This is a genomic window from Saccharophagus degradans 2-40 (assembly GCF_000013665.1).
Taxonomy (GTDB): Bacteria; Pseudomonadota; Gammaproteobacteria; order Pseudomonadales; family Cellvibrionaceae; genus Saccharophagus; species Saccharophagus degradans.
The window spans coordinates 2,221,344-2,244,781 of record NC_007912.1; the positions used below are offsets into that span (position 1 = coordinate 2,221,344).

General features: G+C 46.0%; 14 protein-coding genes. 7 read left to right on the plus strand and 7 right to left on the minus strand.

All coding sequences use genetic code 11. The features are described 5' to 3' along the window. Window positions 1-4: 4 nt before the first annotated feature. The 5 genes from SDE_RS09125 to SDE_RS09145 form a co-directional block, all read right to left on the minus strand. On the minus strand, window positions 5-1,981 hold the full coding sequence (locus SDE_RS09125) for a VWA domain-containing protein (RefSeq protein WP_011468223.1): 1,977 nt from the start codon (window positions 1,979-1,981) through the stop codon (window positions 5-7). Continuing rightward, on the minus strand, window positions 1,981-3,006 hold the full coding sequence (locus SDE_RS09130; RefSeq protein WP_011468224.1) for a vWA domain-containing protein: 1,026 nt from the start codon (window positions 3,004-3,006) through the stop codon (window positions 1,981-1,983). Before SDE_RS09130 ends, SDE_RS09125 begins: the two co-directional genes overlap by 1 nt. Next, window positions 2,999-3,715, minus strand: a complete 717-nt coding sequence (locus SDE_RS21285) for a DUF4381 domain-containing protein (RefSeq protein WP_011468225.1) — start codon at window positions 3,713-3,715, stop codon at window positions 2,999-3,001. The genes SDE_RS09130 and SDE_RS21285 overlap by 8 nt, the downstream gene beginning before the upstream one ends. Further along, window positions 3,712-4,698, minus strand: coding sequence for a DUF58 domain-containing protein (locus SDE_RS09140; RefSeq protein WP_011468226.1), 987 nt, complete (start codon window positions 4,696-4,698; stop codon window positions 3,712-3,714). Before SDE_RS09140 ends, SDE_RS21285 begins: the two co-directional genes overlap by 4 nt. Window positions 4,699-4,785: 87 nt before the next feature. Beyond that, a complete protein-coding gene (locus SDE_RS09145; RefSeq protein WP_011468227.1) occupies window positions 4,786-5,751 on the minus strand; it encodes an AAA family ATPase in 966 nt (321 codons plus the stop codon). Window positions 5,752-6,077: 326 nt separating this feature from the next. Here SDE_RS09145 and SDE_RS09150 point away from each other — a divergent pair, with 326 nt between their 5' ends. The 3 genes from SDE_RS09150 to SDE_RS09160 all read left to right on the plus strand — a co-directional run bounded on the left by SDE_RS09150 (window position 6,078) and on the right by SDE_RS09160 (window position 12,410). Beyond that, complete coding sequence (locus SDE_RS09150) at window positions 6,078-10,961, plus strand: NAD-glutamate dehydrogenase (RefSeq protein ID WP_011468228.1); 4,884 nt, start codon at window positions 6,078-6,080, stop codon at window positions 10,959-10,961. 103 nt (window positions 10,962-11,064) lie between these two features. Beyond that, window positions 11,065-11,298 carry a DUF2835 domain-containing protein gene (locus SDE_RS09155; RefSeq protein ID WP_011468229.1) on the plus strand — a complete coding sequence of 78 codons (234 nt, stop codon included), beginning with the start codon at window positions 11,065-11,067 and terminating at the stop codon, window positions 11,296-11,298. Between the two features lie 92 nt (window positions 11,299-11,390). Beyond that, window positions 11,391-12,410, plus strand: a complete 1,020-nt coding sequence (locus SDE_RS09160) for a quinone-dependent dihydroorotate dehydrogenase (RefSeq protein WP_011468230.1) — start codon at window positions 11,391-11,393, stop codon at window positions 12,408-12,410. A gap of 304 nt (window positions 12,411-12,714) precedes the next feature. Here the strand turns inward: SDE_RS09160 and rmf are convergent, their stop codons facing one another. Further along, complete coding sequence (rmf, locus tag SDE_RS09165) at window positions 12,715-12,921, minus strand: ribosome modulation factor (RefSeq protein ID WP_011468231.1); 207 nt, start codon at window positions 12,919-12,921, stop codon at window positions 12,715-12,717. Between the two features lie 1,033 nt (window positions 12,922-13,954). On the opposite strand from rmf, the gene rlmKL reads away from it, so the two are divergent. Together rlmKL and uvrB are read left to right on the plus strand one after the other, a co-directional pair. Further along, a complete protein-coding gene (gene rlmKL, locus SDE_RS09170) occupies window positions 13,955-16,213 on the plus strand; it encodes a bifunctional 23S rRNA (guanine(2069)-N(7))-methyltransferase RlmK/23S rRNA (guanine(2445)-N(2))-methyltransferase RlmL (RefSeq protein ID WP_011468232.1) in 2,259 nt (752 codons plus the stop codon). A 122-nt stretch (window positions 16,214-16,335) separates the two neighbouring features. Then, window positions 16,336-18,336, plus strand: coding sequence for an excinuclease ABC subunit UvrB (uvrB, locus tag SDE_RS09175; RefSeq protein WP_011468233.1), 2,001 nt, complete (start codon window positions 16,336-16,338; stop codon window positions 18,334-18,336). A 63-nt stretch (window positions 18,337-18,399) separates the two neighbouring features. On the opposite strand, the gene SDE_RS09180 is transcribed toward uvrB, so the two are convergent. Beyond that, window positions 18,400-18,930, minus strand: coding sequence for a hypothetical protein (locus tag SDE_RS09180; RefSeq protein ID WP_011468234.1), 531 nt, complete (start codon window positions 18,928-18,930; stop codon window positions 18,400-18,402). 255 nt (window positions 18,931-19,185) lie between these two features. Between SDE_RS09180 and SDE_RS09185 the strand changes: the two genes are divergently transcribed. Together SDE_RS09185 and SDE_RS09190 are read left to right on the plus strand one after the other, a co-directional pair. Next, window positions 19,186-22,059, plus strand: coding sequence for a glycosyl hydrolase 115 family protein (locus tag SDE_RS09185; protein WP_143710869.1), 2,874 nt, complete (start codon window positions 19,186-19,188; stop codon window positions 22,057-22,059). 281 nt (window positions 22,060-22,340) lie between these two features. Continuing rightward, the gene (locus SDE_RS09190) at window positions 22,341-23,432 is read left to right on the plus strand and encodes an efflux RND transporter periplasmic adaptor subunit (RefSeq protein ID WP_011468236.1); all 1,092 of its coding nucleotides are present in this window, start codon (window positions 22,341-22,343) and stop codon (window positions 23,430-23,432) included. The last annotated feature ends 6 nt before the right edge of the window (window positions 23,433-23,438 follow it).

The window sequence follows — 23,438 nt, forward strand, 5'->3', positions numbered from 1 at the left end:
TATATCACCAGCGTTTTTTTGGATCGTCTTCAAGCGTAAATATTGACGGCTTACTATCGGCGCGGCGTTTACGGCTTTCAGAATAGAATTTATTGCGCAATAAACCCGAAGGGTCGTCGGGTACTTTGCGCAGCCATTGTTCAAGCGCTTGCTGTTCTTCACTTTGCTCTGCTGTCATTTGCATTAGCGCTTGTTGTTCTGCTTGTTGTTGTTCGTCAGTTTTTTCGCTTTGCTGCATTGCTTGCTGTTGTAGCGCTTGCTCAGCCTGTTCTTCGTTCTCAGCTTCATCACTTTCTCTGGGTTGTTGCTGAGCGTTTTGCTGCTGTTGGTTTTGCTCTTCGCTCTGTTGGCCGTACTTTTCTTCTAGGGCTTGTTGTTGCTCCTCAGAAAGGGCCTGCTCTTGTGATTGGCTAGGCTCGCCGGATTCGTCAGATTGCTGTGTGTTATCGCCGGATTGCTCACCTTGCTGATTTTCGCTTTGCTCTCCATTCTGTTCTCCGTTTTGCTCTCCTTGCTGTTGATTATCAGCGTTCTGTTGGTCTCCTTGTTCTCCGTCCTCGCCCTGTTCGCCATCCTCGCCATTTTGATTGTCTTGGCTTTGTTGTTGCTCCTTTAGCGCCTTTAATTTTTCAGCAATGGCTTTGTTGTGTTTGGCTTCGGCCAAATTCGGGTTTTGGCTTAGGGCTTCATCATAAGCGGCTATAGCTTCATCGTATTTTTCTAGCTGTGTTAACGCATTGGCGCGGTTGTATAAGTCGGTCGCTGTATTTTGGTTAAATAATTCTGCGGCTTGCTCGTAATTTTTTTGCTTGTATTCGCTTACAGCTTTCCACTGTGGGTCTTTAAACATTTTACTGGCGGTTTGAGCATCGCCATTTTCAAGCGCCCGTTGTGCTTGTTGATTTTTGTTTAACCATAAATCTTCCCAAATACCCGCTTGGGTTTGTTGAGTAGGTAGTGCAATGCATAGCAGGGCAAAGCTAAATAACCAGCCTCGTCTAAACCCCAGTGCTGCGAAGGGCAGAAGTAAAAAAACGAGGTAATAGCCACTTTCTTCCCATAGGTCGTATTCTTTAGTGGACTCTTTCGTTGCAGTGCGGTCGGCCGCGCTTAGCGAGGCTGCAATATTGTCTACATCGGCGTTGGTAGAGCTAAAGGGTATATAAATGCCCCCCATAGATATAGCTGCTTCACTCAGTTCATTATCATTGCGCTTGGTCATTATTATTTCGCCGCTGCGCGTTTTTGCAAAGCCTTGGTTACCGCTAAGCGGTATAGGCGCCCCTTGTTCAGACCCAAAGCCCCATACGGTTACGCGGTGTTGTGTAGGTTTAATTAGGTGCTCTAGGGTGTTGAACGCGGCTGGGTCTATGCCGTCGGTTACAAATATAATATCCCCTCGCGCTACGCCACCTTCTTTAAGAAGTTTAACGGCTAGTTCAAGCGCCATTTCGGGGTTGCTACCTTGTACCGGCATCATGTCTGGGGAGAGGCCGTTCAGTAGATTTTTTACTGTGCGTGCATCATCGGTAAGGGGGGTAACAATATGCGCTTCGCCTGCAAAGGCGATTAAGCCGCTCAACCCCGTTTGGCGTTTAGCAAATAAATCGATTAGTTTGTATTTTGCTCTAGCTGCGCGCGAAGGTTTCAAATCTTCAGCCAGCATAGAAGGTGATAAGTCCCACAGAATAACAACCGCAGATAAATCTTGTTTAAGCGGTTGGTTTATTTTTTTCCATGTGGGGCCTGCTAGAGCAATACTCGCTATAACCCATAAGGGGATAAGCGCAATAAGCGGATTTATGCCTCGAGTATTAGTTGGTTTATCTATAAGGTAGGGCAAAAGGTGTTGGGCTATTACGCCGTTCCAGTTGCCGCGGTTTAAGTTTGCGCGCAGCAGGTACACGCCAATCACTAGCGCTGGAATAATAGCGAGTAACCAATAGGGGCGAATAAAGTGGAAGTGCTGAAAACTATCCATTATTGGTTCACCTCGTGACGACTGGTGAAAAAAGTGGAAATCATAGGCGCTAACCCCAGTAAAAAACTAAGCAACAATGCACAAGCTAGCGGCCACATATACAGCGAGCTAATGGGCTTTAAGGTTTGCTGTTCTTGTTCTACGGGTTCTAGCTCGTCTAATAGTTGGTAGATTTGATTTAGCTCTTGCGGTGAGTGCGCTCTAAAGTAGCGGCCACCGGTTGTCTCTGCAATATAAGTAAGAGTGTCTTCATCTAAATCGCGCGATGGATTAATTTTTCGCTGGAAATTACCAAAAAAACCATCGCTTACAATCATCTCATTTGCGCCTACACCAATGGTGTAAACTTTTACGCCAGATTGCTTCGCAAGATCGGCTGCTTGCCTAGGGGATACTTCACCGGCGGTATTTTGGCCGTCTGTTAGCAGTATAACTACGCGGTTCTCGGCTGGCCTATCGCGCAGGCGTTTAATAGATAGCCCAATGGCATCGCCAATGGCTGTATTAGGGCCTGCGAAACCTATTTGCGATTCAACTAAAAGTTGCTTTACCGTTGTGCGATCAAAAGTAAGCGGGGACTGTAAGTAAGCTGAGGTGCCGAATAAAACTAAGCCAAGTCTGTCGCCAACACGGCGCTCTATAAAGTCGCCAACAATATGTTTAACCACAGCGATACGTGGAATTTGCTGGTTTTGAACAACCATGTCTTTGGTGTCCATACTGCCTGAAATATCTACAGCAACTAATAAATCTCGGCCGGTAGTTGGTAGGTGTACTTCTTCACCAATCCAAACGGGTTTTGCGGCAGCTGTTACCAACAGCAGCCATACACAAACCGCGAGTATACGAAAAAATATGTTTTGGCCTGCGCCAGGGGTGCTGGTGCCAAGCTGTAATGCCTGTACATTTTTATAAAACGGTACTTTTAGTGCACTGGTGCGTGTAGTTGCTTTTGGAATTAGCAAAGCAATTAACAAGGGGAGTGGCAGAATTAAAAATACAAGCGGATGCGCAAACTCAAACATGTTGGGCCTCCGTTGTGGTTATTGCGTTGGTTTTGGTTTGATTGTTTGAAAGTTGCTTCCAAGCGTGTGCCGTAAGCTGCGGGTGATGATTAATCCACTGCATGCAAAAATCGAATAGGTGATTTAAGTTTTTATTTGCAGCGCTGGTGCTGTTATTTTCACTTAGTGCTGAGGTGGGTTGATAACTAATTTCAAATATTGATTTATCTAACGAGGCCCATTGGTCGTGAGATTGTTTACCTAGCGTATTATTTAAGTTTTGGTACCATTTTTCGCCACACTGGCCAGAAATAGTTAAGCGGGCAATAGGGTAGGCGGCAAAATAGGCTTGCTTGGTAAGCACATTTAATTGCTGCAAAGCCTCCGAGGCTGTAATTTCACCGCGGTTATAGTCTTTTTGAAGGGCAGTTAAATAGCGTTTGGCTGTAGCCCTGTACTTGTTGCGTTTTTTCGCATTACGCCAAGCGAAAAAGCCAATAATGCCGCCGGTAATTGCGGCAAGTAAAAGCGCAATTAATAGCCACCAACCGGGTGCAAGCGGCCAGTAGCCTACCGGTTCTGGGGTGGCAACATCATGCAATTGCGACAGCAGTAGTTCTTTGGGGTTTTGCCCTTGTTGCATTGGCTGCGCGTTTTGCAGTTGAGCGGGCTGCTCAGCCGAGTTTTGTGGTACTGCCAGTTGCTTTAATGTTGGTGCTTGGTTTCTCATTTACTGCTCCGTTTACGACCAGACAGTAAAAATAAATCGTTGAGTGCGCGCTCTAGGTGGGTGGTTATATCCAGTTCCCTAAAGCTTGCGCCGCTTTGCCGCGCGCCGGTGCGCACTTGCTCTAAGTGATTGTTAAATTGCATATGGTAATGCTGAGCCGTTTGGCGATTGGTCGCGTTTAAATCTAAACGGTGCTCGCCGTCGCTTAAGGTAATGGCGCGATGGCGAGGCAAGTTCATCTCAAAAGGGTCGTACACCATACATAGGTTTACGTCTGTATGTTTAGATAAATGACGCAGTGCACGCTGCGCGGCATTGGTTGGGTCTGCCACGTTAAAATCGTGAAAATCGCTAATGACATAAATAGCGCTACCCGGCTTGGCAATTCTAGAAATATCTTCCAGTTGCTGGGTAATAGAGTGTGTAGCCCGTGTGCAAATAGGGGAGTTAAGTGCGTTGTTAAATACTTGCAGTTGATGCAAAAAGGCAAGCATGGCGTGCTTGCCGCGCTTAGGGCGTAAATCTTTTTGATCGTTATCACCAAAAATGAGTGCGCCAATTCGGTCGTTATTTGCCATGGCTCCCCAGCCAATGCAAGCGGCCAATTCTGCAGCGTATACCGATTTAAAAACAGATTGGGTGCCAAAGAACATAGAGGCGCGCTGGTCGACCACAATAAATACTGGGCGTTCACGTTCTTCTTGGAATAGTTTGGTGTGGGTTTTTTGGGTGCGCGCAGTCACTCGCCAATCTATGTTACGAATGTCGTCACCGGCGTGGTAGGGGCGAACTTCGGCAAACTCCATGCCCCTGCCGCGAAAGCGTGTGGCTAGGTCGCCATCAATGCTCGATTGTGTGCGTTTGCGAGCGTGCAGCTGTACACCGCTGCCAATGTGTCGTAATTGCAGCAGTCTATCTACGCTTACGTGTACTGCGCTGTCGCCAGCATACGTTTGTTGTTCAGTTAAATGGGGTTTAGCCATTATTTTAACCCGCTGTTTGTGCTGAATAAGTCGAAACTAAACGTGTTAACTTGCGTTAATGTGCTTAGTGTTGTTGCGTGTTGTGTCTTATGCAACGGGAACGCGTTGAAGCAGGTTGTCGATGATTTTATCTGCGTCTAAGCCTTCTGCTTCTGCTTCAAAGCTTAGTAACAAGCGGTGGCGGAATATATCGTGTAATACAGCGCGTACATCGTCTGGGCTAACATAGTCTCGGCCCGCTAACCATGCATGGGCGCGCGAACATCGATCTAAGCTGATAGTGGCGCGCGGGCTTACACCAAATTCAATCCATTTAGCTAAATCTGGGCCGTAGGCATCTGGGTTTCGCGTGGCGTTTACCAGTTGCACTATGTATTCCTCTACAGGCTCGGCCATGTGTACAGTCAATGCTGCTTGGCGCGCCTCGAAAATGGTCGCTTGCGACACTTCTGCAACAGGGGCATCTGGAATGCTGGTTGCGCTGGCTTCGTTGCGGCTTAGCCTTAATATTTCACGCTCTGCCGCTACGTCTGGGAAGCCAACTCGCACGTGCATTAGAAAACGGTCTAACTGGGCTTCAGGTAGTGGGTAAGTGCCTTCTTGTTCGATGGGGTTTTGGGTGGCCATTACTAAAAACAAGTCTGGAAGCGCATAGGTTGATTTACCCACACTTATTTGTCGCTCGGCCATGGCTTCTAACAATGCAGACTGTACCTTGGCTGGAGCACGGTTAATTTCGTCGGCAAGTACCAAATTATGGAAGATAGGCCCGCGTTGAAATTCGAAAGTGCCGTTTTCTGGGCGGTAAATATCGGTACCTGTTACATCTGAGGGGAGCAGGTCGGGCGTAAACTGAACTCGGTGGAAGTCGCCCTCCATACCTTCAGATAAGGTTTTGATTGCCTTCGTTTTAGCAAGGCCTGGTGCGCCTTCTACAAGAATATGGCCATCTGCAATTAATGCTATCAACAATCGGTCTACCAGCTCGGGTTGGCCCACAATTTGGCTGCTAAGCCATTGTTTTAATTGTTGAATTTCAGTTAATGCAGACATTCACGTATTCCTCTTTAAGGCGTTGCTAAAAAATTATTAGGGTTGAAATTATGCCAAAACCGGTGCCGAAACCGCAGATATTGGGCGGTTAAAAATTGGGCATAATTAACGTGCTGTATATTTATTGAGCTTTGCGGGCTTGCTAGCCCCTAAAAATCACCACTCGTTAAGTGATATTTGGCGCCACTATCAAGACCACAGATATTCTGTCTTAGTTCCATTTTTTTACTATGCTTATGTAAGGCCGATACTTTAAATATCAATGGCTTGCGGAGAAAAGCGTATCTAATTTCGGAACGCAGCCGCTATTCATTTTGGAAATAACTATGATTGCCAATTTTGACACGCTTGGGCTTATTGAAATCCTACAGGAAAACGCAGAGCATCACTTTAAAGATGGAGCGCCACCAGCGTTTAGAACGTTTGTTAGTTTATTTCTTAAACACTACCCACTTGATGCTTGGCAATCTAGGCCGGTTACAGATTTATTCGGTTGCTGTTTTGGCTTGTGGCACTACCTACAAACGTCGGTTGTTAACGGCGAGGCGAGGGTGGCGGTATTTAACCCAAACCTAGAAGAGCATCGCTGGGAGTGTGGCCGCACAGTCGTCATGGTTTTACAGCAAGATATGCCTTTTTTAGTGGATTCACTAAGGTTAGAGCTACAGCGTCAAGGGGCACAAATTCACACCATAAAAAGCACCGTGTTAGGTGTACATAGGTGCGAAGATGGCAGTGTTGATAAGCTAGTCGCTGATACTTCGGTAAGCTCTTCATCGAATACCCAAAATGGCGAAGTGCAATACTCCAAAGAAGCGCTTATTTACATTGAAATTAGCCTTCGCCCAACAGAGGCAGAGCACACTCGGCTTATAAATGCTTTAAATATTGTCTTACGCGATATTAAGCGAGTGGTAGACGATTACAAGCCAGTACTGGGTAAGCTCGAACAGGTTAAAGAAAACTTAACAGCCGCAAACGTACCCAATGAGAATGTGGCGTTTTTACAGTGGCTAGCGAACGGTCATTTTTCATTTTTGGGCTACCGTGAATTCGACTATGCCGCCACAGATGGCAAGTCGGGTTTGGTTGAGCGTGTGGATGAGCGCCTAGGTATATTTAAAAAAATTGCAACAGAGCAAAATTTTGTTGCTGAAGAAAACTTTGCTACGGGTACCGACCAGTTTTATACCCGCGATGATGTGATTTGTTTTTCTAAGTATTCAACGCGCTCTAATGTACATCGCGGGGTATACCCTGATTACATAGTAATTAAAAAATACAGTTCCCAGGGCGAAGTGGTGGGAGAGTACCGCTTTTTAGGTTTGTTTACCTATAGCGTATATACCTTATCGCCCTTAGAGATACCGTTAGTGCGCAACAAGGTGCAGGCGGTTGTTGAATATTCTGGGTTAGACCCTGCTAGTCATAGCGGTAAAAATCTTCGCCGTGTTATTGAAAATTTTCCGCGAGATGAGCTATTTCAAAGTGATCAAAAAACATTAAACGAAAGTATTGTTGCTGTAGCAGATATTAATGAGCGCCACGTAGTGCGTTTGCTAATGCGAAAAGACCCATTTGGGCACTTTGTGAATTGTTTGGTTTATGTGCCTAGAGAGGTATACACCACCCGTATTCGAGAAAAAATAGAAGCGATTATAGGCGAACACTTACAATCTGGCGATTGTGATTCTACGACGTATTTTTCTGAATCTGTACTGGCTCGTGCGCACATAGTGTTCAAAATTGATAAGGCGCAATGCCCGCTTCTGAATGTTGAAAAAATTGAATCCGAAATTGTAGCGATTACGCGCAATTGGGATGATGGCCTGCTATCTTTGTTAGTAGAGAAGTACGGCGAATCTAACGGTGTTGCGCTAAACCAAGTTTACAAAAATGCTTTTTCGCCTGGCTACCAAGAAAACTTCAATGCGCGGGCTGCCGCACACGATATCGACTTGGCCGAATCGTTAGAAACCTCTGCCAGTATCGCAATGAACTTTTACCAAACTGTGGGCGACGAGGAAAATACAATACGGTTTCGCGTAATGCGCATGGAAAACCCGATCGAGTTATCGGATGTGATTCCAATAATTGAAAACCTTGGCTTACGCGTGTTAGGAGAGAGGCCCTACAAAATATTACGCCAAGGCAAACCTATGGTGTGGTTGCACGATTTCGAGCTTAAGTACGGGCTGTCGAATAGCGTTGATGTACACTCGGTAAGGAATTTGTTTGAGCAAGCATTCTTGGCGGTTTGGAATAAAGCCACTGAAAGCGATGACTTTAATCGCTTAGTGTTAGGGGCGAGAATAAATTGGCGAGAAGTGAATTTATTGCGCGTATACGCCGCATATATGAAACAAACAGGGTTTAACTCAAGTCAAGACTATATAGCAAACACATTGGCCAGCCATTTAGATGTTACCCGTAATTTGGTGGCGCTGTTTAAAGCCTACTTTGACCCAAGGCTACACAAGCAAGATAAAAAAGATGATCAACGTATTAAGCGCTTAACCGACAACATTCTAGAGCAGTTAGATGCGGTGAGTAACTTAAACGAAGACCGTGTGTTGCGCAGATACTTAGAAATGTTTGAAGGGAGTTTGCGCACTAACTTCTTCCAAAAAGATGAGCAGGGCAACCCTAAGCCTTATGTTGCTGTTAAGTTTAGCCCGCGCAAAATACAGGGTATTCCCGAGCCTCGCCCTTTATACGAAATATTTATGTATTCGCCTCGCGTTGAGGGTGTACACCTGCGCGGTGGAAAAGTAGCTCGCGGTGGTTTGCGCTGGTCGGATAGGTTGCAGGATTATCGCACCGAAGTGCTGGGGCTTGTGAAGGCTCAGCAAGTTAAAAATGCAGTGATTGTACCTAATGGGGCTAAGGGCGGTTTTGTTGCTAAAAAGCTTACCTCTAGTATGTCGCGCGATGAATTTATGGCGGAGGGAATTGCCTCTTATCAAACCTTTATTCGCGCCTTGTTAGATATAACCGATAACGTACACGGTGAAGAAATTACTTCGCCAGTTAACGTCGTTAAACGCGATGAAGATGACCCTTATTTAGTGGTCGCGGCCGATAAAGGCACTGCAACGTTTTCGGATATCGCGAACGAAATATCCCTAGAGTACGGCCATTGGCTGGGCGACGCCTTTGCTTCTGGCGGCAGCCAAGGCTACGACCACAAGGGTATGGGGATAACGGCGCGCGGCGCGTGGATTTCGGTGCAGCGCCACTTTAGAGAGCGTGGTATAGATATACAAAAAGAAGATTTTACCGCAATAGGCATTGGCGATATGGCCGGCGATGTTTTCGGCAACGGCATGCTGCTGTCGGAACATATTTGCTTGGTGGCCGCATTTAACCATATGCATATATTTATCGACCCAACACCCAATGCCGCAACAAGTTTTGCCGAGCGCAAACGGTTATTCGAAACCCCTAGAACCAATTGGGCCGATTACAATACAGAGCTTATTTCTAAAGGGGGCGGGGTGTTTTCTCGCGATGCTAAATCGTTAAAAATCACCTCGGAAATGAAAAAAGTCTTCGATATAGCCGAAGATACCTTAACGCCCACAGAACTAATAACGGCTTTGTTAAAAGCGCCAGTAGATTTACTTTGGAATGGCGGCATAGGCACCTATGTTAAAGCAGCAAGCGAAAGCCATGCGCAAATTGGTGATAAAGCCAACGATGCTTTACGGGTGGATGGAGCGCAGCTGCGCTGTAAAGTGTTTGGCGAGGGCGGTAACTTAGGTATGTCGCAGCTGGGCAGGGTGGAGTTTTGCTTAAATGGTGGAGCTTGTAATACCGATTTTATTGATAATGCAGCAGGCGTTGATTGCTCTGACCACGAAGTTAATATCAAAATATTGCTAGATAAATTAGTGCGCGAGGGCGACCTCACTCAAAAACAACGCAATGCTACACTCGAATCCATGACCGATCAGGTGGCGGATCTTGTATTACAAAACAACTATCGGCAAACGCAGGCCATAAGTCTTGCGCGTTTTCAGGTTGGCAACCGCGTAAATGAATATCGCCGCTTTATTACTTATTTAGAGGCAAAAGGTAAGTTAAATAGAAAGTTAGAGTTTTTGCCAACTGATGAGCAAATAGTTGAACGCCACGGGCATAACCAGCAACTTACGCGGCCAGAGCTAAGTGTGCTTATCTCGTACGCCAAAGTAGTATTAAAAGAGGCGTTGATAGCAACAGATATATCCAAAGATGAATACGTTGCAGCAGAGGTAGAAACAGCCTTTCCACAGTTGCTACGCGAAAAATATAAGCAGGAAGTGTATCAGCACAAGTTATTACCTGAAATTGTAGGTACCCAAATAGCGAACGATCTTATTAATAATTTGGGTATAACTGCAGGTCACAGGCTGCTAGAAACAACAGGCGCAAATATTTCGGAAATTGCCAAGGCGTATATTGTGTCTCGCGATGTGTTTCAGTTTAACGCTTTTCTTGAATATATTAAGTCGTTAGATAATAAGGTAACGGCTGAATTTCAAGCGGAACTGTTAGGTAAAATGGTGCGCAGGGTACGCCGCGGTACGCGCTGGTTTTTACGCAACCGCAGGGCGGGCATTAACGCACGCAAAGAAATAGAAATATTTAAAACGGGAATAGAAGCAATAAACGATTTAACCGAAGATGTTGTAGATGGCCGAGCAAGGGCGGATTGGGCTGCTCGCTACCAACGTTTGGTAGATAGAGATGTGCCAGCAGTGTGGGCCAAGCGTTTAGCTATGCCAGATAACTTGTTTTCTGGCTTAGGTGTTGTGGAGGCTACTATCGTTGCGAATGTAGATAACCAGCAGGTGACAGAAGTATTTTATTTATTGCTCGATCGGCTCAGTCTAAACTGGTTTGCATCACAGCTGTCAGATGTAAAAGTGGAAACCTATTGGCAGGCGCTGGCTAGGGAATCGTATATAGATGATTTAGAAGCCCAGTTGCGCAAGCTAATAATAAGCCTTGTGCGCCTTAAAGAGTCGCGAAGCTGGGACGAAACAATCAGCCTTTGGGAAGTTGCAAACAAGGACTTGATCGAAAGGTGGCGCTCTATGGTTACAGAGGTGGAGGGCACATCATCCACCGATTACGCCATGTTTGCCGTGGCGCTGCGCGAATTAATTGATTTAGCGCAGGCTACAGATCACTGCCAAAAGCTGGAATCAATTGCTAATGGCTAGTTTCTAGTTACCAGTGGCCTAGAAGCTAAGGGGCAGAGGAGCTAGGGCTTAGATCATATGGCCGCCAAGGCCAATTGGTGGGCGTTTTAGGGTGTAATGACCTTTGAATACACAAAATAATAGTCGATTAATTGTAGATTTAACCCTATCGGCAGAGAAGTACCAGCTAATGTACGCCGGTGCGGCCAAACATGTTTTGGCCTACACCCGCGATGGCCGCTCTATTCGGTTTCCTGCTCACATACTGCGCCCCTTTGTTACTCGCGATGGGGTGCAGGGTTCGTTTGTAATCGAATTTGACCAAAACAACCGGTTTGTGGGCATAAATCGTCTCTAGTTTGGGTTTTAAGCCAATACCGCCGTGAACTCACACAAGGCTTTCGGTATACTTCGCGCCATTCTTTTCTCTCCCTACTATAGCGAGATGCCATGTATTCCTTTATTCGAAACTGCTTATTCAAACTAGACGCTGAAGTCTCCCACGAATTGTCTCTAGATTGGCTTGGGGCTTTCGAACGGCTGCATATGCTAAAGCCGTTTGCCCTCAAAGTGACGCCTAGCCCCATTAACGTAATGGGTATCGATTTTCCAAACCGTGTGGGTTTAGCTGCAGGGTTAGATAAAAACGGCGATTTTGTGAATGCCCTAGGCCAGTTGGGGTTTGGTTTTGTTGAAATTGGTACAATTACCCCATTAGCTCAGTCCGGTAACCCTAAGCCTCGCTTATTTAGGCTACCCGAGCACCAAGCCATTATTAATCGCATGGGGTTTAACAATAAAGGGGTGGATCACCTAGTCGCGCAGGTGCAAAAACGCCGTTATCCAGGCGTGCTGGGCATTAATATTGGTAAAAACAAGATTACCCCAGAAGAAAACGCGCTAGACGATTACGTAAAGTGTATGGATAAAGTGTATGCACACGCCGATTACATCACGGTAAACATCTCATCTCCAAACACTCCAGGGCTTAGAAACTTGCAGTTTGGCGAAACACTTGCCAATTTGATTGCAGGCATAAAGCAGGCGCAAGATCGCTTAGCGCAAACCCACGACAAATATGTGCCAGTAGCTGTAAAAATTGCGCCAGATATGACTGCAGAAGAAATTCATTCTGTGGCAGATACCCTAGTAAACGGCAACATTGATGGCGTAATTGCCACAAACACTACCATTAGCCGCGAGGCGGTACAAGGGCATATTAATGCCGATGAGGCAGGTGGTTTAAGTGGTTTACCTGTGCGGGATAAATCTACCGAAGTTATCGCAACGCTGTCGGCCCATTTGCAGGGTGCAATGCCGATTATCGGCGTAGGTGGCATAGTAGAAGGTGCAGATGCGCAGGCTAAAATAGCGGCAGGCGCCAGCTTAGTACAAATATACAGTGGGTTTATTTACAAGGGGCCAAAATTAATAGCGGAGGCGGCCGACGCCATAGCGTCGGCGGGTTAGAACGCCTCCTGACTGGCTCGTAGATTGCGAGCCTTTTGCCCTCGTTACCGAGGATTGGGTCGATTCCATTCACGGCCTTGTACCATTAAAAGCTTGTGTGTTTACCGCAAACACTCGCAAAGCTTTACTTTAAGTTGAGCACCAGCAGCTTGGCTTTAGCCAAGTGGGATGTCAGCTTTTAGTACAGCGGAGAATGTGTCTCCAACCGTAGTCTCGTCCCTGGGTTAAGGGTTGCGCCGCTTGAGAGGAGAGACAGGCAAGCTGGCGCTGGCCAACGAGTTGGCCAATAGGTGTTGGTAGGCTACTAAGAAATATTGGAGATTCTCTGGACTTGCGCCAGTGTATTAAAGCCGTTCCAGTGATCTTCGCGGCCTTCACGCCATCCGGTTAACCATGATTGTTTAATCTCACCTGTTGAGTGAGGGCACAAGCTGCGCGATCTACCCTCTACACCGGCTTGGTAGCCGCGGGTAAAAGCTCTGCTTGTATGGTCTCGTTTTTGGCGTTTCATAGATGTGGTACCTCGCGATTAAGCGTCTTAATGTAAAAATGATTTTGGTCAAATTAGCACAGCGTTCTACCGGCTCCTTTAAACATGTAGGTTCCAAATTGATAGCAGCTGTATAAATACACGATGAATACATGCTAAATACACGGCGCTTATCAATTAACGTTAAATCGAATTTACTTTTGGGTTTAAAGTTTATCTACGCCTGTAACTTGTACCTTGTAACTTAACTGTAACCGTTACATTAGCACGTGGTTAAAAGCGGTAAATAGGTCTTAAACGTATAGCGCTTGCCTCCATAAGTGAATGTAAAAAATAATTGCTCGGTAACCAGCTAAAAGTTAGCGGTTAAGTAGCAATAAATTTAAAAAGCAAATATTTTGGTATTTGATTAGCAACTTTAAATTACTCAGATATTGGTTTTGAATTACAAACGAATTAAAACCAGTAGCAATAAGTAAGGCACCTCCAGCTTGTTAATTAGCCATAAAGGCTGAATGTGATGAGTTGATTTTATCCGCCACCGCGCCACCGCAAACAGCAGGTGCTGAATGCGGGGCGAAATGGTTTAAAGTTACAAAGTGGCGCTTAACATAAAAAACCAACTATAGTTTTCTACTGTTAACCGCGGGTTTACACATGCACAAAGTAATGCAAGTACTAAATTGAGTATTGATGTAAAGTAAGCCTTCACAGGCTGGTTATACACACGTTCTAAGATTTTAAAGTGGGTACGGGCGAAATGCCCAATATAGCCTCCAGTTTAAAACTTTAATCTTAGAACCCCACATGCAAAAGATGTTAAAACGAAAAAACGTTTAATATTAAGTGCTTGGGGCCGCCTGCGTGCCGCCGGACTAAGCCGGTAAACCCGAAGGAACCGTCACCCCAAGTAAAGAGCTACATGGCTCTTTTTAAAAGCGCTGAACACTCAGCGGACTTTCAGTGTCCCAGAGCTGAACCAAAAAGTGAAACAATTAATATTTATAGCCAGTCGGCTGTATATGCGATCAGAGAATATAGCGTGCAATCAGTTATGCCTACAGAAACAAACCAAAACACAACCCAATACGACCTTTTTGTAAGTTGCTCACAAGGGTGGGAAGGCCTGCTGCAAACCGAGCTAGAACAACTAGCCGTAGGCGACGTTAAACCAGGCCATGCGGGTGTATATGTAAGCGCTACGTTAGAGCAAATGTATAAAATATGTTTGTGGACGCGTCTGGCTACCAAAGTGTTGCTGCCTTTAGATTCTGGCCCAATCGAAACGGGTGACGATGTGCACACCGTTGCCTCTAAAGTTGACTGGCCAAGCCTAATGAAACCCGGTGCAAGTTTAAAAGTAGATTTTATTGGCACTAACGATGCGGTAAGAAATACGCAGTTTGGTGCGCAACGGGTAAAAGATGCAGTAGTAGATAGCATTCGCCATGCTGGTGGTGAACGGCCCAATGTAGAAAAAATGCAACCAGATGTGCGAATACATGCACGGCTGCATCGCGACGAACTGCATATTAGTATCGATCTTTCTGGCGATAGTTTGCATCGTCGTGGGTATCGCCAAAAACAGGGCGGTGCACCGTTAAAAGAAAATCTTGCCGCGGCTTTATTGTTGCGCGCTGGTTGGCCAACAATTGCAGAGCAGGGTGGTGCACTGCTAGACCCTATGTGCGGGTCTGGTACGTTGCTAATAGAAGGCGCGCTTATTGCGTATAGCATTGCGCCAGGCCTTAGCCGAGATAAGTTCGGTTTTGAATGTTGGACGGGGCACAATGCAGATACATGGGCCCAGGTAGTAAACGATGCAAAAGCTATTCGCGATAAAAACTTGCAAGAAAAAAGCTTCGATATTTTTGGTTACGACAGCGACTACTATGTTACCAAAGCGGCAGAAATGAACTGCGAAGCGCTAGGCCTGCAAAACGTCATACATATTGCGAATAAACCTGTAGAGGAATTAAAACAACCCACACATAAAGTATTGGTACCAGGCTTGGTTATTGTTAACCCCCCTTATGGTGAGCGCTTAGGCGAAGTGAACGAGTTGCGTACAACTTACCAAATACTCGCACACCAAGTTAAGCAACAATTTGAAGGCTGGACATTCGCCGTATTTACCAGTAACCCAGAGCTTGCCAAAGAAACCCGTTTGCGAGCCAACAAGAAAAACAAATTTAAAAACGGAGCATTACCTGCCGAATTGTTTGTTTACAGCGTGTTGTCTGCAGATGATGCCAAACTGCGTAAAGATAAACTTACTCAAGCAGTACAAACCGACGAAGATGGGCAAGTAGAAAACGCAAGTGGGGCGTGGGTGCGCAAAAACCTTTGCGATAAGCCTTTAACCGAAGCGGCTACTATGGTTGCCAATCGTATTAAAAAGAATTTAAAACGATTAAAGAAAAGTGTGAAGCAAAATGATTGGCATGGTTACCGCGTGTACGATGCCGATATGCCTGAGTATTCCGCCGCGATAGACCTGTATAACGATCAGGTGCATATACAAGAATACGCCGCGCCGAAAACTATCGATGCAGATAAAGCCGAAGCGCGATTCGAAACCTTAAAACATGGTGCCGCTGTTGCATTGCAGGCGCCCGATAACAAACTGTTTGTAAAAACAAGAAAGCGCAACAAAGGCAAAGCTCAATACGAAAAGCAAACCGATACTCAAGGGTTTGATGCCGAGCGCTGCATTCAAGTGCAAGAGGGTAATGCAAAACTGTGGGTAAACCTGCAAGATTATTTAGATACCGGCCTGTTTTTAGATCACCGCCCGCTGCGCATGCGTATACATAAAGAGGCTACCGGTAAGCGCTTTTTAAACTTGTTTTGCTACACCGCCACTGCCAGCGTGCAGGCGGCACTGGGTGGCGCAACCGAGTCGGTAAGCGTGGATATGTCCAACACCTATTTAGAGTGGGCGGACAACAATTTTAGATTGAATAATGTACATTTAGCGCGACACCGTTTGGTGCGAGCAGATTGCTTTGATTGGTTAAATAAATGTCGCGAAGGGTTCGACCTAATAATGTTAGACCCCCCTACATTTTCTAACTCGAAAAAAATGAGTGATGTGCTCGATATTCAAAAAGATCAAGTGCGTTTAATTTCGCGTTGTATGGATATTTTAAACCCCGGTGGTACCTTGTATTTTTCTACCAACTTTAGGCAGTTTAAACTAGATGAACAAATAAGCACGCGTTACGTGGTAGAAAACATTTCGGCTGCAACCATCGATGAAGACTTTAAGGGCAACCCTAAAATCCATTACTGCTGGAAAATACAACATTAGCGATTTATAGCTGCTAATCGCTAGCGACTAACTGCCAGTTGGAACTAGCTGGCGATCAGCGCTTAGCTATTCGAACTTAGTTATTAGCCGTTGATATTTAGTAATTAAAAAACTGAAAAAATATGTCAAAACTTTTTAAAGTTAAAAGTAAGTACACTCCCGCAGGCGATCAGCCCACAGCGATTGAGGGCTTGGTTAAAGGTATAGAAGCGGGGCTAGCGCACCAAACATTACTTGGTGTAACAGGCTCAGGTAAAACTTTTACTATTGCCAATGTTATAGAGCGCATAGATAGGCCCACGCTTGTTATGGCGCACAACAAAACCTTGGCGGCACAGTTATACGGGGAGTTTAAAGACTTCTTCCCAGATAATGCTGTTGAATATTTTGTATCTTATTACGACTACTACCAGCCAGAGGCTTATGTTCCGTCTTCGGATACATTTATCGATAAAGATGCCTCGGTTAACGATCATATAGAACAAATGCGCTTATCGGCTACCAAAGCCTTAATGGAGCGTAAAGATGCCATTGTAGTGGCCACTGTGTCTGCCATTTACGGTTTGGGCGACCCAGAATCGTATTTGAAAATGATTTTGCATTTAAATCGTGGCGATACCATTGATCAGCGCCAAATTTTGCGTCGGTTAGCCGAAATGCAATACACCCGCAATGATATCGACTTTCAGCGCGGTACGTATCGTGTGCGCGGTGATGTAATTGATATTTTTCCCGCAGATTCAGAGCTAGAAGCGTTAAGAGTAGAGCTGTTCGATGAAGAAGTGGATAACCTTTCTATATTCGACCCCCTTACCGGTGAAGTTTTCCGCAAGGTGCCGCGTTTTACGGTATACCCCAAAAGCCATTACGTGACGCCGCGCAATAAAATTATCGACGCTATTGATGAAATAAAAGAAGAGTTAGCCGAGCGCTTACAGCAGTTGCGCGAAAACGATAAATTGGTGGAGGCGCAGCGCTTAGAGCAGCGTACCCGCTACGATTTAGAAATGATGCAAGAACTGGGTTACTGCAATGGCATAGAAAACTATTCCCGTTATTTGTCGGGTCGTGACTCTGGTGAGCCGCCACCCACTTTATTCGATTACCTACCTGCAGAAGCCTTATTGGTAATTGATGAATCTCACGTAACCGTGCCGCAAATTGGCGCCATGTACAAAGGCGACCGCTCGCGTAAAGAAACCTTGGTGGAATATGGGTTTAGATTGCCCTCGGCGCTAGATAACCGCCCAATGCGTTTTGATGAGTGGGAAGCGCGTGCACCACAAATGATTTTTGTGTCGGCCACACCCGGCAAGTACGAAGCAGAGCATCAAGGCCAAGTGGTGGAGCAGGTTGTACGACCAACAGGCTTGTTAGACCCCATCATCGAAGTGCGCCCCGCTACTAGTCAGGTGGATGACGCCATGTCTGAAATCACCAAGCGTGTAGCGTTGGAAGAGCGGGTATTAATTACCGTGCTTACCAAACGTATGGCAGAAGATTTAACTGATTACCTGCAGGAGCACGGTGTTCGTGTGCGCTACTTGCATTCAGATATCGACACCGTAGAACGGGTAGAAATTATCCGCGATTTACGTATTGGCGAATTTGATGTGCTGGTAGGTATCAACCTTTTGCGAGAAGGTTTAGATATGCCCGAAGTGTCTTTAGTGGCTATTTTTGACGCTGATAAAGAGGGTTTCCTTCGCTCCGATCGTTCACTTATTCAAACCATTGGTCGCGCTGCACGTAACGTAAACGGCAAGGCGATACTTTACGCCGAACGCATAACGGACTCTATGCGCAGAGCTATAGATGAAACCGAGCGTCGCCGCCAAAAACAAATAGACCACAACGAAAAGCATGGCATAACGCCAATAGGCATAACTAAAAGTATTGCCGATATTATGGAAGGGGCGAGGGCGCCAGGTTCGAAAAGTAGTAGCCGCAAGCGCGTAGCCGATAAAACGAAAGATTACGAAGTGGATATGAACAGCAGCAAAGATATTTGGAAAACAATCCAAGTAATGGAGAAAGATATGTTCCAGGCAGCCAAAGATTTAGAGTTCGAAAAAGCTGCCCAACTGCGCGATAAAATCAATTCACTTAAAGCAAAAATATAAGCCACACCAAAAACCAACTAGGGCTTAATGGATGTAGCCCTAGTTGCAGTCAGTTTATACCACCTATAGCGCCGCTCGTTTATGAGCACTTCTAGAAAGCGGAGGCAAAAAAGTGGTTAGCCCCCAGTATTGCAAAGTGCCTGTTACCACAAAGGTTGTAAAAATATCCGCAAAAGAGTGGTATTGCTGGTACACCATAAGGGCAAAATAACAGGCGCTGATTACCGCAACAGCTAATGCGGCTATCACCTCCCACTTCGATTTCACGCCTTTTACAAGGTTAATGTGCCGCGCCGTAAACAAAAGGGCGGTAATCAATATTGTTAACCCACCTGCAACCGCCGTGTGAGTGCTGTAATCCATCTGCCATTTTGGCCAAATGTTTAATGTTTTATCCAATGCCATACCGCCGTAGCTTACAAAAGCCACCCACAGCACGCTTGCCACTGTTCGCCATACGCAGGCCAGTGCCCACCTTTGCTGCCACCACAAGCGGGCAACGCATGCTAGGGCCAATATAAGCAGCAACGGTGTGTAGGCGTCTGCTATGGCATCTAACTGGTGGTAATAGGGGTTGGGTAGAGTTTCATTCATTTACTTATATTTCTCGCAGCTTCTTGTATACTAGTGGTCTAAATGACTGTATGGTTTTAGTGCGACTGTATGCTTGCAGTGCAACATACAGCGTTTATGGGCCTAAGAATAACAAAAGCTATGGGTCTAAACTATTGCAACCTCTACAACATTATTAACTTCAAGCGCTATTAGCGTTTTTGCTGAGGGTAATCGAATTTTATGCTGCGAGTTCACGTGTTCATTAAAACCACCTATCTTTTAAAGCGGTTTGCTATGTGCTGGCTAATCGCGCTTAGTTTGCTAACCAGTAATGCTGTATTAGCGCTAGGGGATGCAGGTTATATAAGTTTTAAAGCGAATGGCGGTGTGCGGTTAGCAGACGAGGAGCACCTGGCAAGCTTACTTGTAGATACCAACGATTATAAGGGGCTACAAAGGGCAGCGGCAGACTTGCAAACAGATATGCAGCGCGTAACCGGTAAGCTACCTACGTTGCACTCGCAGCTTAAAGATGCCGGTAGGCACGCTGTGATCATTGGGTCTGTAGGGCGCAGTGGGTTAATACAATTGCTTGTAGAGCAGAATAAATTGAATGTGGCAGACATAGAAGGGCAGTGGGAAGCCTACAAACTAGTGGTGGTGGATAAACCCTTCCCCAATATAGAAAAAGCGTTAGTTATTGCAGGCAGTGACATGCGAGGTGCCATTTTTGGGGTATACGATTTATCGCAGCAAATTGGCGTTTCGCCTTGGTATTGGTGGGCAGATGTGCCCGTTCAACCGCAAAGCAAGCTATACGTGCGTGGTGATACCCACATAGTTGAGCAGCCCAAGGTGCAGTACCGCGGTATATTTTTAAACGACGAAGCACCCGCACTTACCAATTGGGTGCACGCCAACTACGGCAACTATAACAGCCAATTTTACACGCAGGTTTTTGAGCTACTGTTACGGCTAAAGGCGAATTTTTTATGGCCTGCAATGTGGAACAACAGCTTTAGTGTGGATGACCCTTTAAACCCGGTACTTGCCAATGAATATGGCATAGTGATGAGTACTTCGCACCACGAGCCCATGATGCGCGCCCATAAAGAGTGGCACGGAATGGGCCGCTGGGATTTCACCACCAATGCAGATGCGCTAAAACAGTTTTGGCGCGAAGGTGTAGAGCGCAACAGCCCCTACGAAAACATTATAACCATGGCCATGCGCGGTGATGGCGACGAAGCCATGTCTGAAGATGCCAATGTGGAATTGCTAGAGCAAATAGTCGAAGCACAGCGCAATATTATTGCAGAGGTATTTGAACCCAAGGGTAAACAAGTTACCGAAGTACCACAGGTGTGGTGCCTATACAAAGAAGTGCAAGATTACTATGAAAAAGGCATGCGAGTGCCCGACGATATAACGCTTTTATGGGCAGATGATAATTGGGGCAACATTCGCCGCCTGCCCACCGCCGAAGAGCGTAAGCGCAGTGGTGGAGCGGGTGTGTATTATCATTTCGATTACGTAGGCGGGCCGCGCTCGTACCGTTGGATTAACACCACGCCACTTGCAAAAATTTGGGAGCAAATGCACCTAGCGTACAAATACGAAGCAAATAAAATATGGATAGTTAACGTGGGTGATTTAAAACCCATGGAAGCGCCCATAGAATACTTTTTAGAAATGGCGTGGAACCCCGAGCAATGGCCAAAAGAGCGTATTACCCAATTTGCTGAGCTTTGGGCAGAGCGTGAATTTGGGCCAACCTACGCTAAAGAAATAGCCCAACTGGTACAGGATTACACCCAGCACAATGGCCGCCGTAAACCTGAATTACAAGAGGCCAAGACATATAGCCTATTGAATTACGATGAAGCTGCGCGCATAGAGCAACAGCTTACCGATATGGAAAGCCGCGCAGAAACTCTCTTTAACAAAATACCTGCTAACCAGCGCGATGCCTATTACCAATTGGTAATGCACCCAGTGTTAGCAAGCGCTACAGTCACCAAAATGTATATTGCTCAGGCACGCAACCGGCTTTACGCAAAGCAGGGTAGGCCTATTGCTAATAGTTACGGCCAGCAAGTAAAGGAACTATTTGAAAAAGATGCTGCGTTAACAAAACGGTACCACTCTATAAATAATGGCAAGTGGAATCACTTTATGTCGCAGCCACATATTGGCTACACCCACTGGAACAATCCAGAAGACAATATAATGCCGGTTGTGTCTGTGGTGTCCAAAGGTAATAACGCAGATATGGGCGTTGCCGTAGAAGGCATGGAACCGGCTTGGCCCACGCAAGATGTAGCTTTTGCATTGCCAACGTTCACCCCTTACGGTAAACAAACAAAAATACTCACGGTATTTAATAAGGGCGTGAAGCCGCTAAAGTTTTCCGTTAGCTCTGGTGCTGCGTGGTTAAAGGTATCGGCAAGTTCGGGTGAAATTACTCACCAAGAAATGCAAATACAGGTGAGCATCGATTGGGCGAAGTTACCTTTGGGGATTCATGAGTCGAATGTAACAATTAAAGGCCCAAGTTGGGTGGCGGCAAACATTAAAGTAACAGCTAATAAGCCCGCTAAGGTTATACCGCTTAAAAAATTAACGGGTTTTGTAGAAGCAGACGGCTACATTAGCTTCGACGCCGCGGCGACAACACATTCAAAAGCGGTAGACGGCTTTGAGTGGCAAGAAATACCAGCCCACGGGCGCACCCATTCTTCTATGTCTGTTTACCCCATTCGCGATGCATCGTTTGCCGCCCCTGCAAACGCCAGCGCTAATACCGCGCCACAAATGCACTACTCCATTACACTGCTAACTGCAGGCGAGGTAACCGTAGAAGGGCTATTTGCCCCAACGTGGCCAATCCATCCAGAGCGAGGCTTGCGCTATGCCATTGCCTTCGACGATCAGCCCCCTCAAATTGTAGATGTGTTAGCCGGTAATTCGCATAAGGTTTGGCAAGAATCTGTACGCACCGGCGTTCGCCGCGCGAGTTCGAAGCACACCCTTACAGCCGGTACCCACACGATGAAGGTGTGGGCGATTGACCCAGCTGTTACAGTACAAAAATGGATTATTGATACCGGCGAGCTAAAACCAAGCTACCTAGGCCCAACCCCCAGCCCTAGAGGCGGTAAGCACTAGCGGAGGTGTGCCGTTAGGTTAATGTTTATTTTTAAAGGCGCCATTGGCGCCTTTATCGTTTAAGTGCACACGTACCGCTTAACAACCGTATTTACCATTGGTTACTACCACCTACCTTTACTCACAAAAGTTATGACTTTTGTCACTGTTTACTGCATCCTAAAATCACTAAAGTGTAATCATATTAGCTGAGAGATAACAGAGAGCAGCGACTAGAATAGAAGCAATCTCGAAACCTGAAGTGTACCTTTAAAGAATCGCCACCAAAGAGAAGGACCCCAATGACAGGCCAAAGTGAAGCGCAACCTAGTAAAAGTGAACTTTTACAGCAGTTAAAAATAGATAAGCAGGCACCCGCGCCAGCCGGTTTTAGTGGCAAACAATTAATAGCTACAGGTGTTGTGTGTGCGTTACTAGCTGGTGGGTTAACGTATTTATTAGCGCCAACAAGTCCTTCCGCAGTAAACCCAAAAAGCACTAGCGCAATATCGCTGGCGCAAGCTTCTGGAAATACAGTAAAAGATTCCGCTGTAAACACCGGTAAAAGCGGTAGCGAAAAGAGTGGTTCCTCGTCAAAAAGTATTTACGCCGATAAAACAGAAGTGCTTAACGCTTCGGGTTACGTAACGCCGCGTTTAATTGCCACTGTGTCTGCAGAGACAATGGGCCTAATTAAAAGCGTGCAGGTAGAAGAGGGCATGAAAGTAGAAAAAGGCCAAGTATTGGCAACGCTCGACGATGCTGTGGCGCAAGTTAACCTTAAGTTGGCGCAAGCCCAGCTTAATGCGCAGTTAGCGCGATTAGAATCCATGCAAACCGACTTAGACGAATCGAACCGTGTTCTAAAACGTGTTAAGCAAATGGCATTAAGCGGCTTTTCTAGCGATGCCGAAATTACCCGCGCGCAAACCAATGTAGACAAGCTCAGCTCTGGCTTAACCAGTGCAATAGCAGATGTAGAAGTAGCACGTATGCAATATGCAGCGCAAAAAGAGCGGGTAGACGACCACATAATTCGCGCCCCGTTTTCTGGTGTCGTCACCGTTAAAAATGCTCAGCCTGGCGAGATAGTATCGCCAAGTGCGGCGGGTGGTTATACGCGTACCGGTATTTGCACCATTGTAGATATGGATTCACTCGAAATAGAAGTGGATGTAAACGAAGCGTTTATTCGCAAAGTTGTAGCCGATCAGCCGGTTATAGCTAATTTAGATGCCTATCCAAATTGGGATATCCCCGCGCGCGTAATAGCCATTATTCCAGCAGCAGATAGAGCAAAAGCCACAGTGCGCGTACGTATCCGTATAGATGAAAAAGACGAACGCATCCTACCGGATATGGGCGTAAAAGTTACTTTATTCGAAAAAGATTAAATTCCT

What these genes read in the sequence shown, in the direction of transcription:
- SDE_RS09130 (WP_011468224.1), bottom strand. Translation starts at nt 3,006, where the DNA reads ATGTTTGAGTTTGCGCATCCGCTTGTATTTTTAATTCTGCCACTCCCC.
- uvrB (WP_011468233.1), top strand. Translation starts at nt 16,336, where the DNA reads ATGTCAAAACTTTTTAAAGTTAAAAGTAAGTACACTCCCGCAGGCGAT.
- SDE_RS09185 (WP_143710869.1), top strand. Translation starts at nt 19,186, where the DNA reads ATGTGCTGGCTAATCGCGCTTAGTTTGCTAACCAGTAATGCTGTATTA.
- SDE_RS09150 (WP_011468228.1), top strand. Translation starts at nt 6,078, where the DNA reads ATGATTGCCAATTTTGACACGCTTGGGCTTATTGAAATCCTACAGGAA.
- SDE_RS09140 (WP_011468226.1), bottom strand. Translation starts at nt 4,698, where the DNA reads ATGGCTAAACCCCATTTAACTGAACAACAAACGTATGCTGGCGACAGC.
- SDE_RS09145 (WP_011468227.1), bottom strand. Translation starts at nt 5,751, where the DNA reads ATGTCTGCATTAACTGAAATTCAACAATTAAAACAATGGCTTAGCAGC.
- SDE_RS09125 (WP_011468223.1), bottom strand. Translation starts at nt 1,981, where the DNA reads ATGGATAGTTTTCAGCACTTCCACTTTATTCGCCCCTATTGGTTACTC.
- rmf (WP_011468231.1), bottom strand. Translation starts at nt 12,921, where the DNA reads ATGAAACGCCAAAAACGAGACCATACAAGCAGAGCTTTTACCCGCGGC.
- SDE_RS09190 (WP_011468236.1), top strand. Translation starts at nt 22,341, where the DNA reads ATGACAGGCCAAAGTGAAGCGCAACCTAGTAAAAGTGAACTTTTACAG.
- SDE_RS09180 (WP_011468234.1), bottom strand. Translation starts at nt 18,930, where the DNA reads ATGAATGAAACTCTACCCAACCCCTATTACCACCAGTTAGATGCCATA.
- SDE_RS09160 (WP_011468230.1), top strand. Translation starts at nt 11,391, where the DNA reads ATGTATTCCTTTATTCGAAACTGCTTATTCAAACTAGACGCTGAAGTC.
- SDE_RS21285 (WP_011468225.1), bottom strand. Translation starts at nt 3,715, where the DNA reads ATGAGAAACCAAGCACCAACATTAAAGCAACTGGCAGTACCACAAAAC.
- rlmKL (WP_011468232.1), top strand. Translation starts at nt 13,955, where the DNA reads ATGCCTACAGAAACAAACCAAAACACAACCCAATACGACCTTTTTGTA.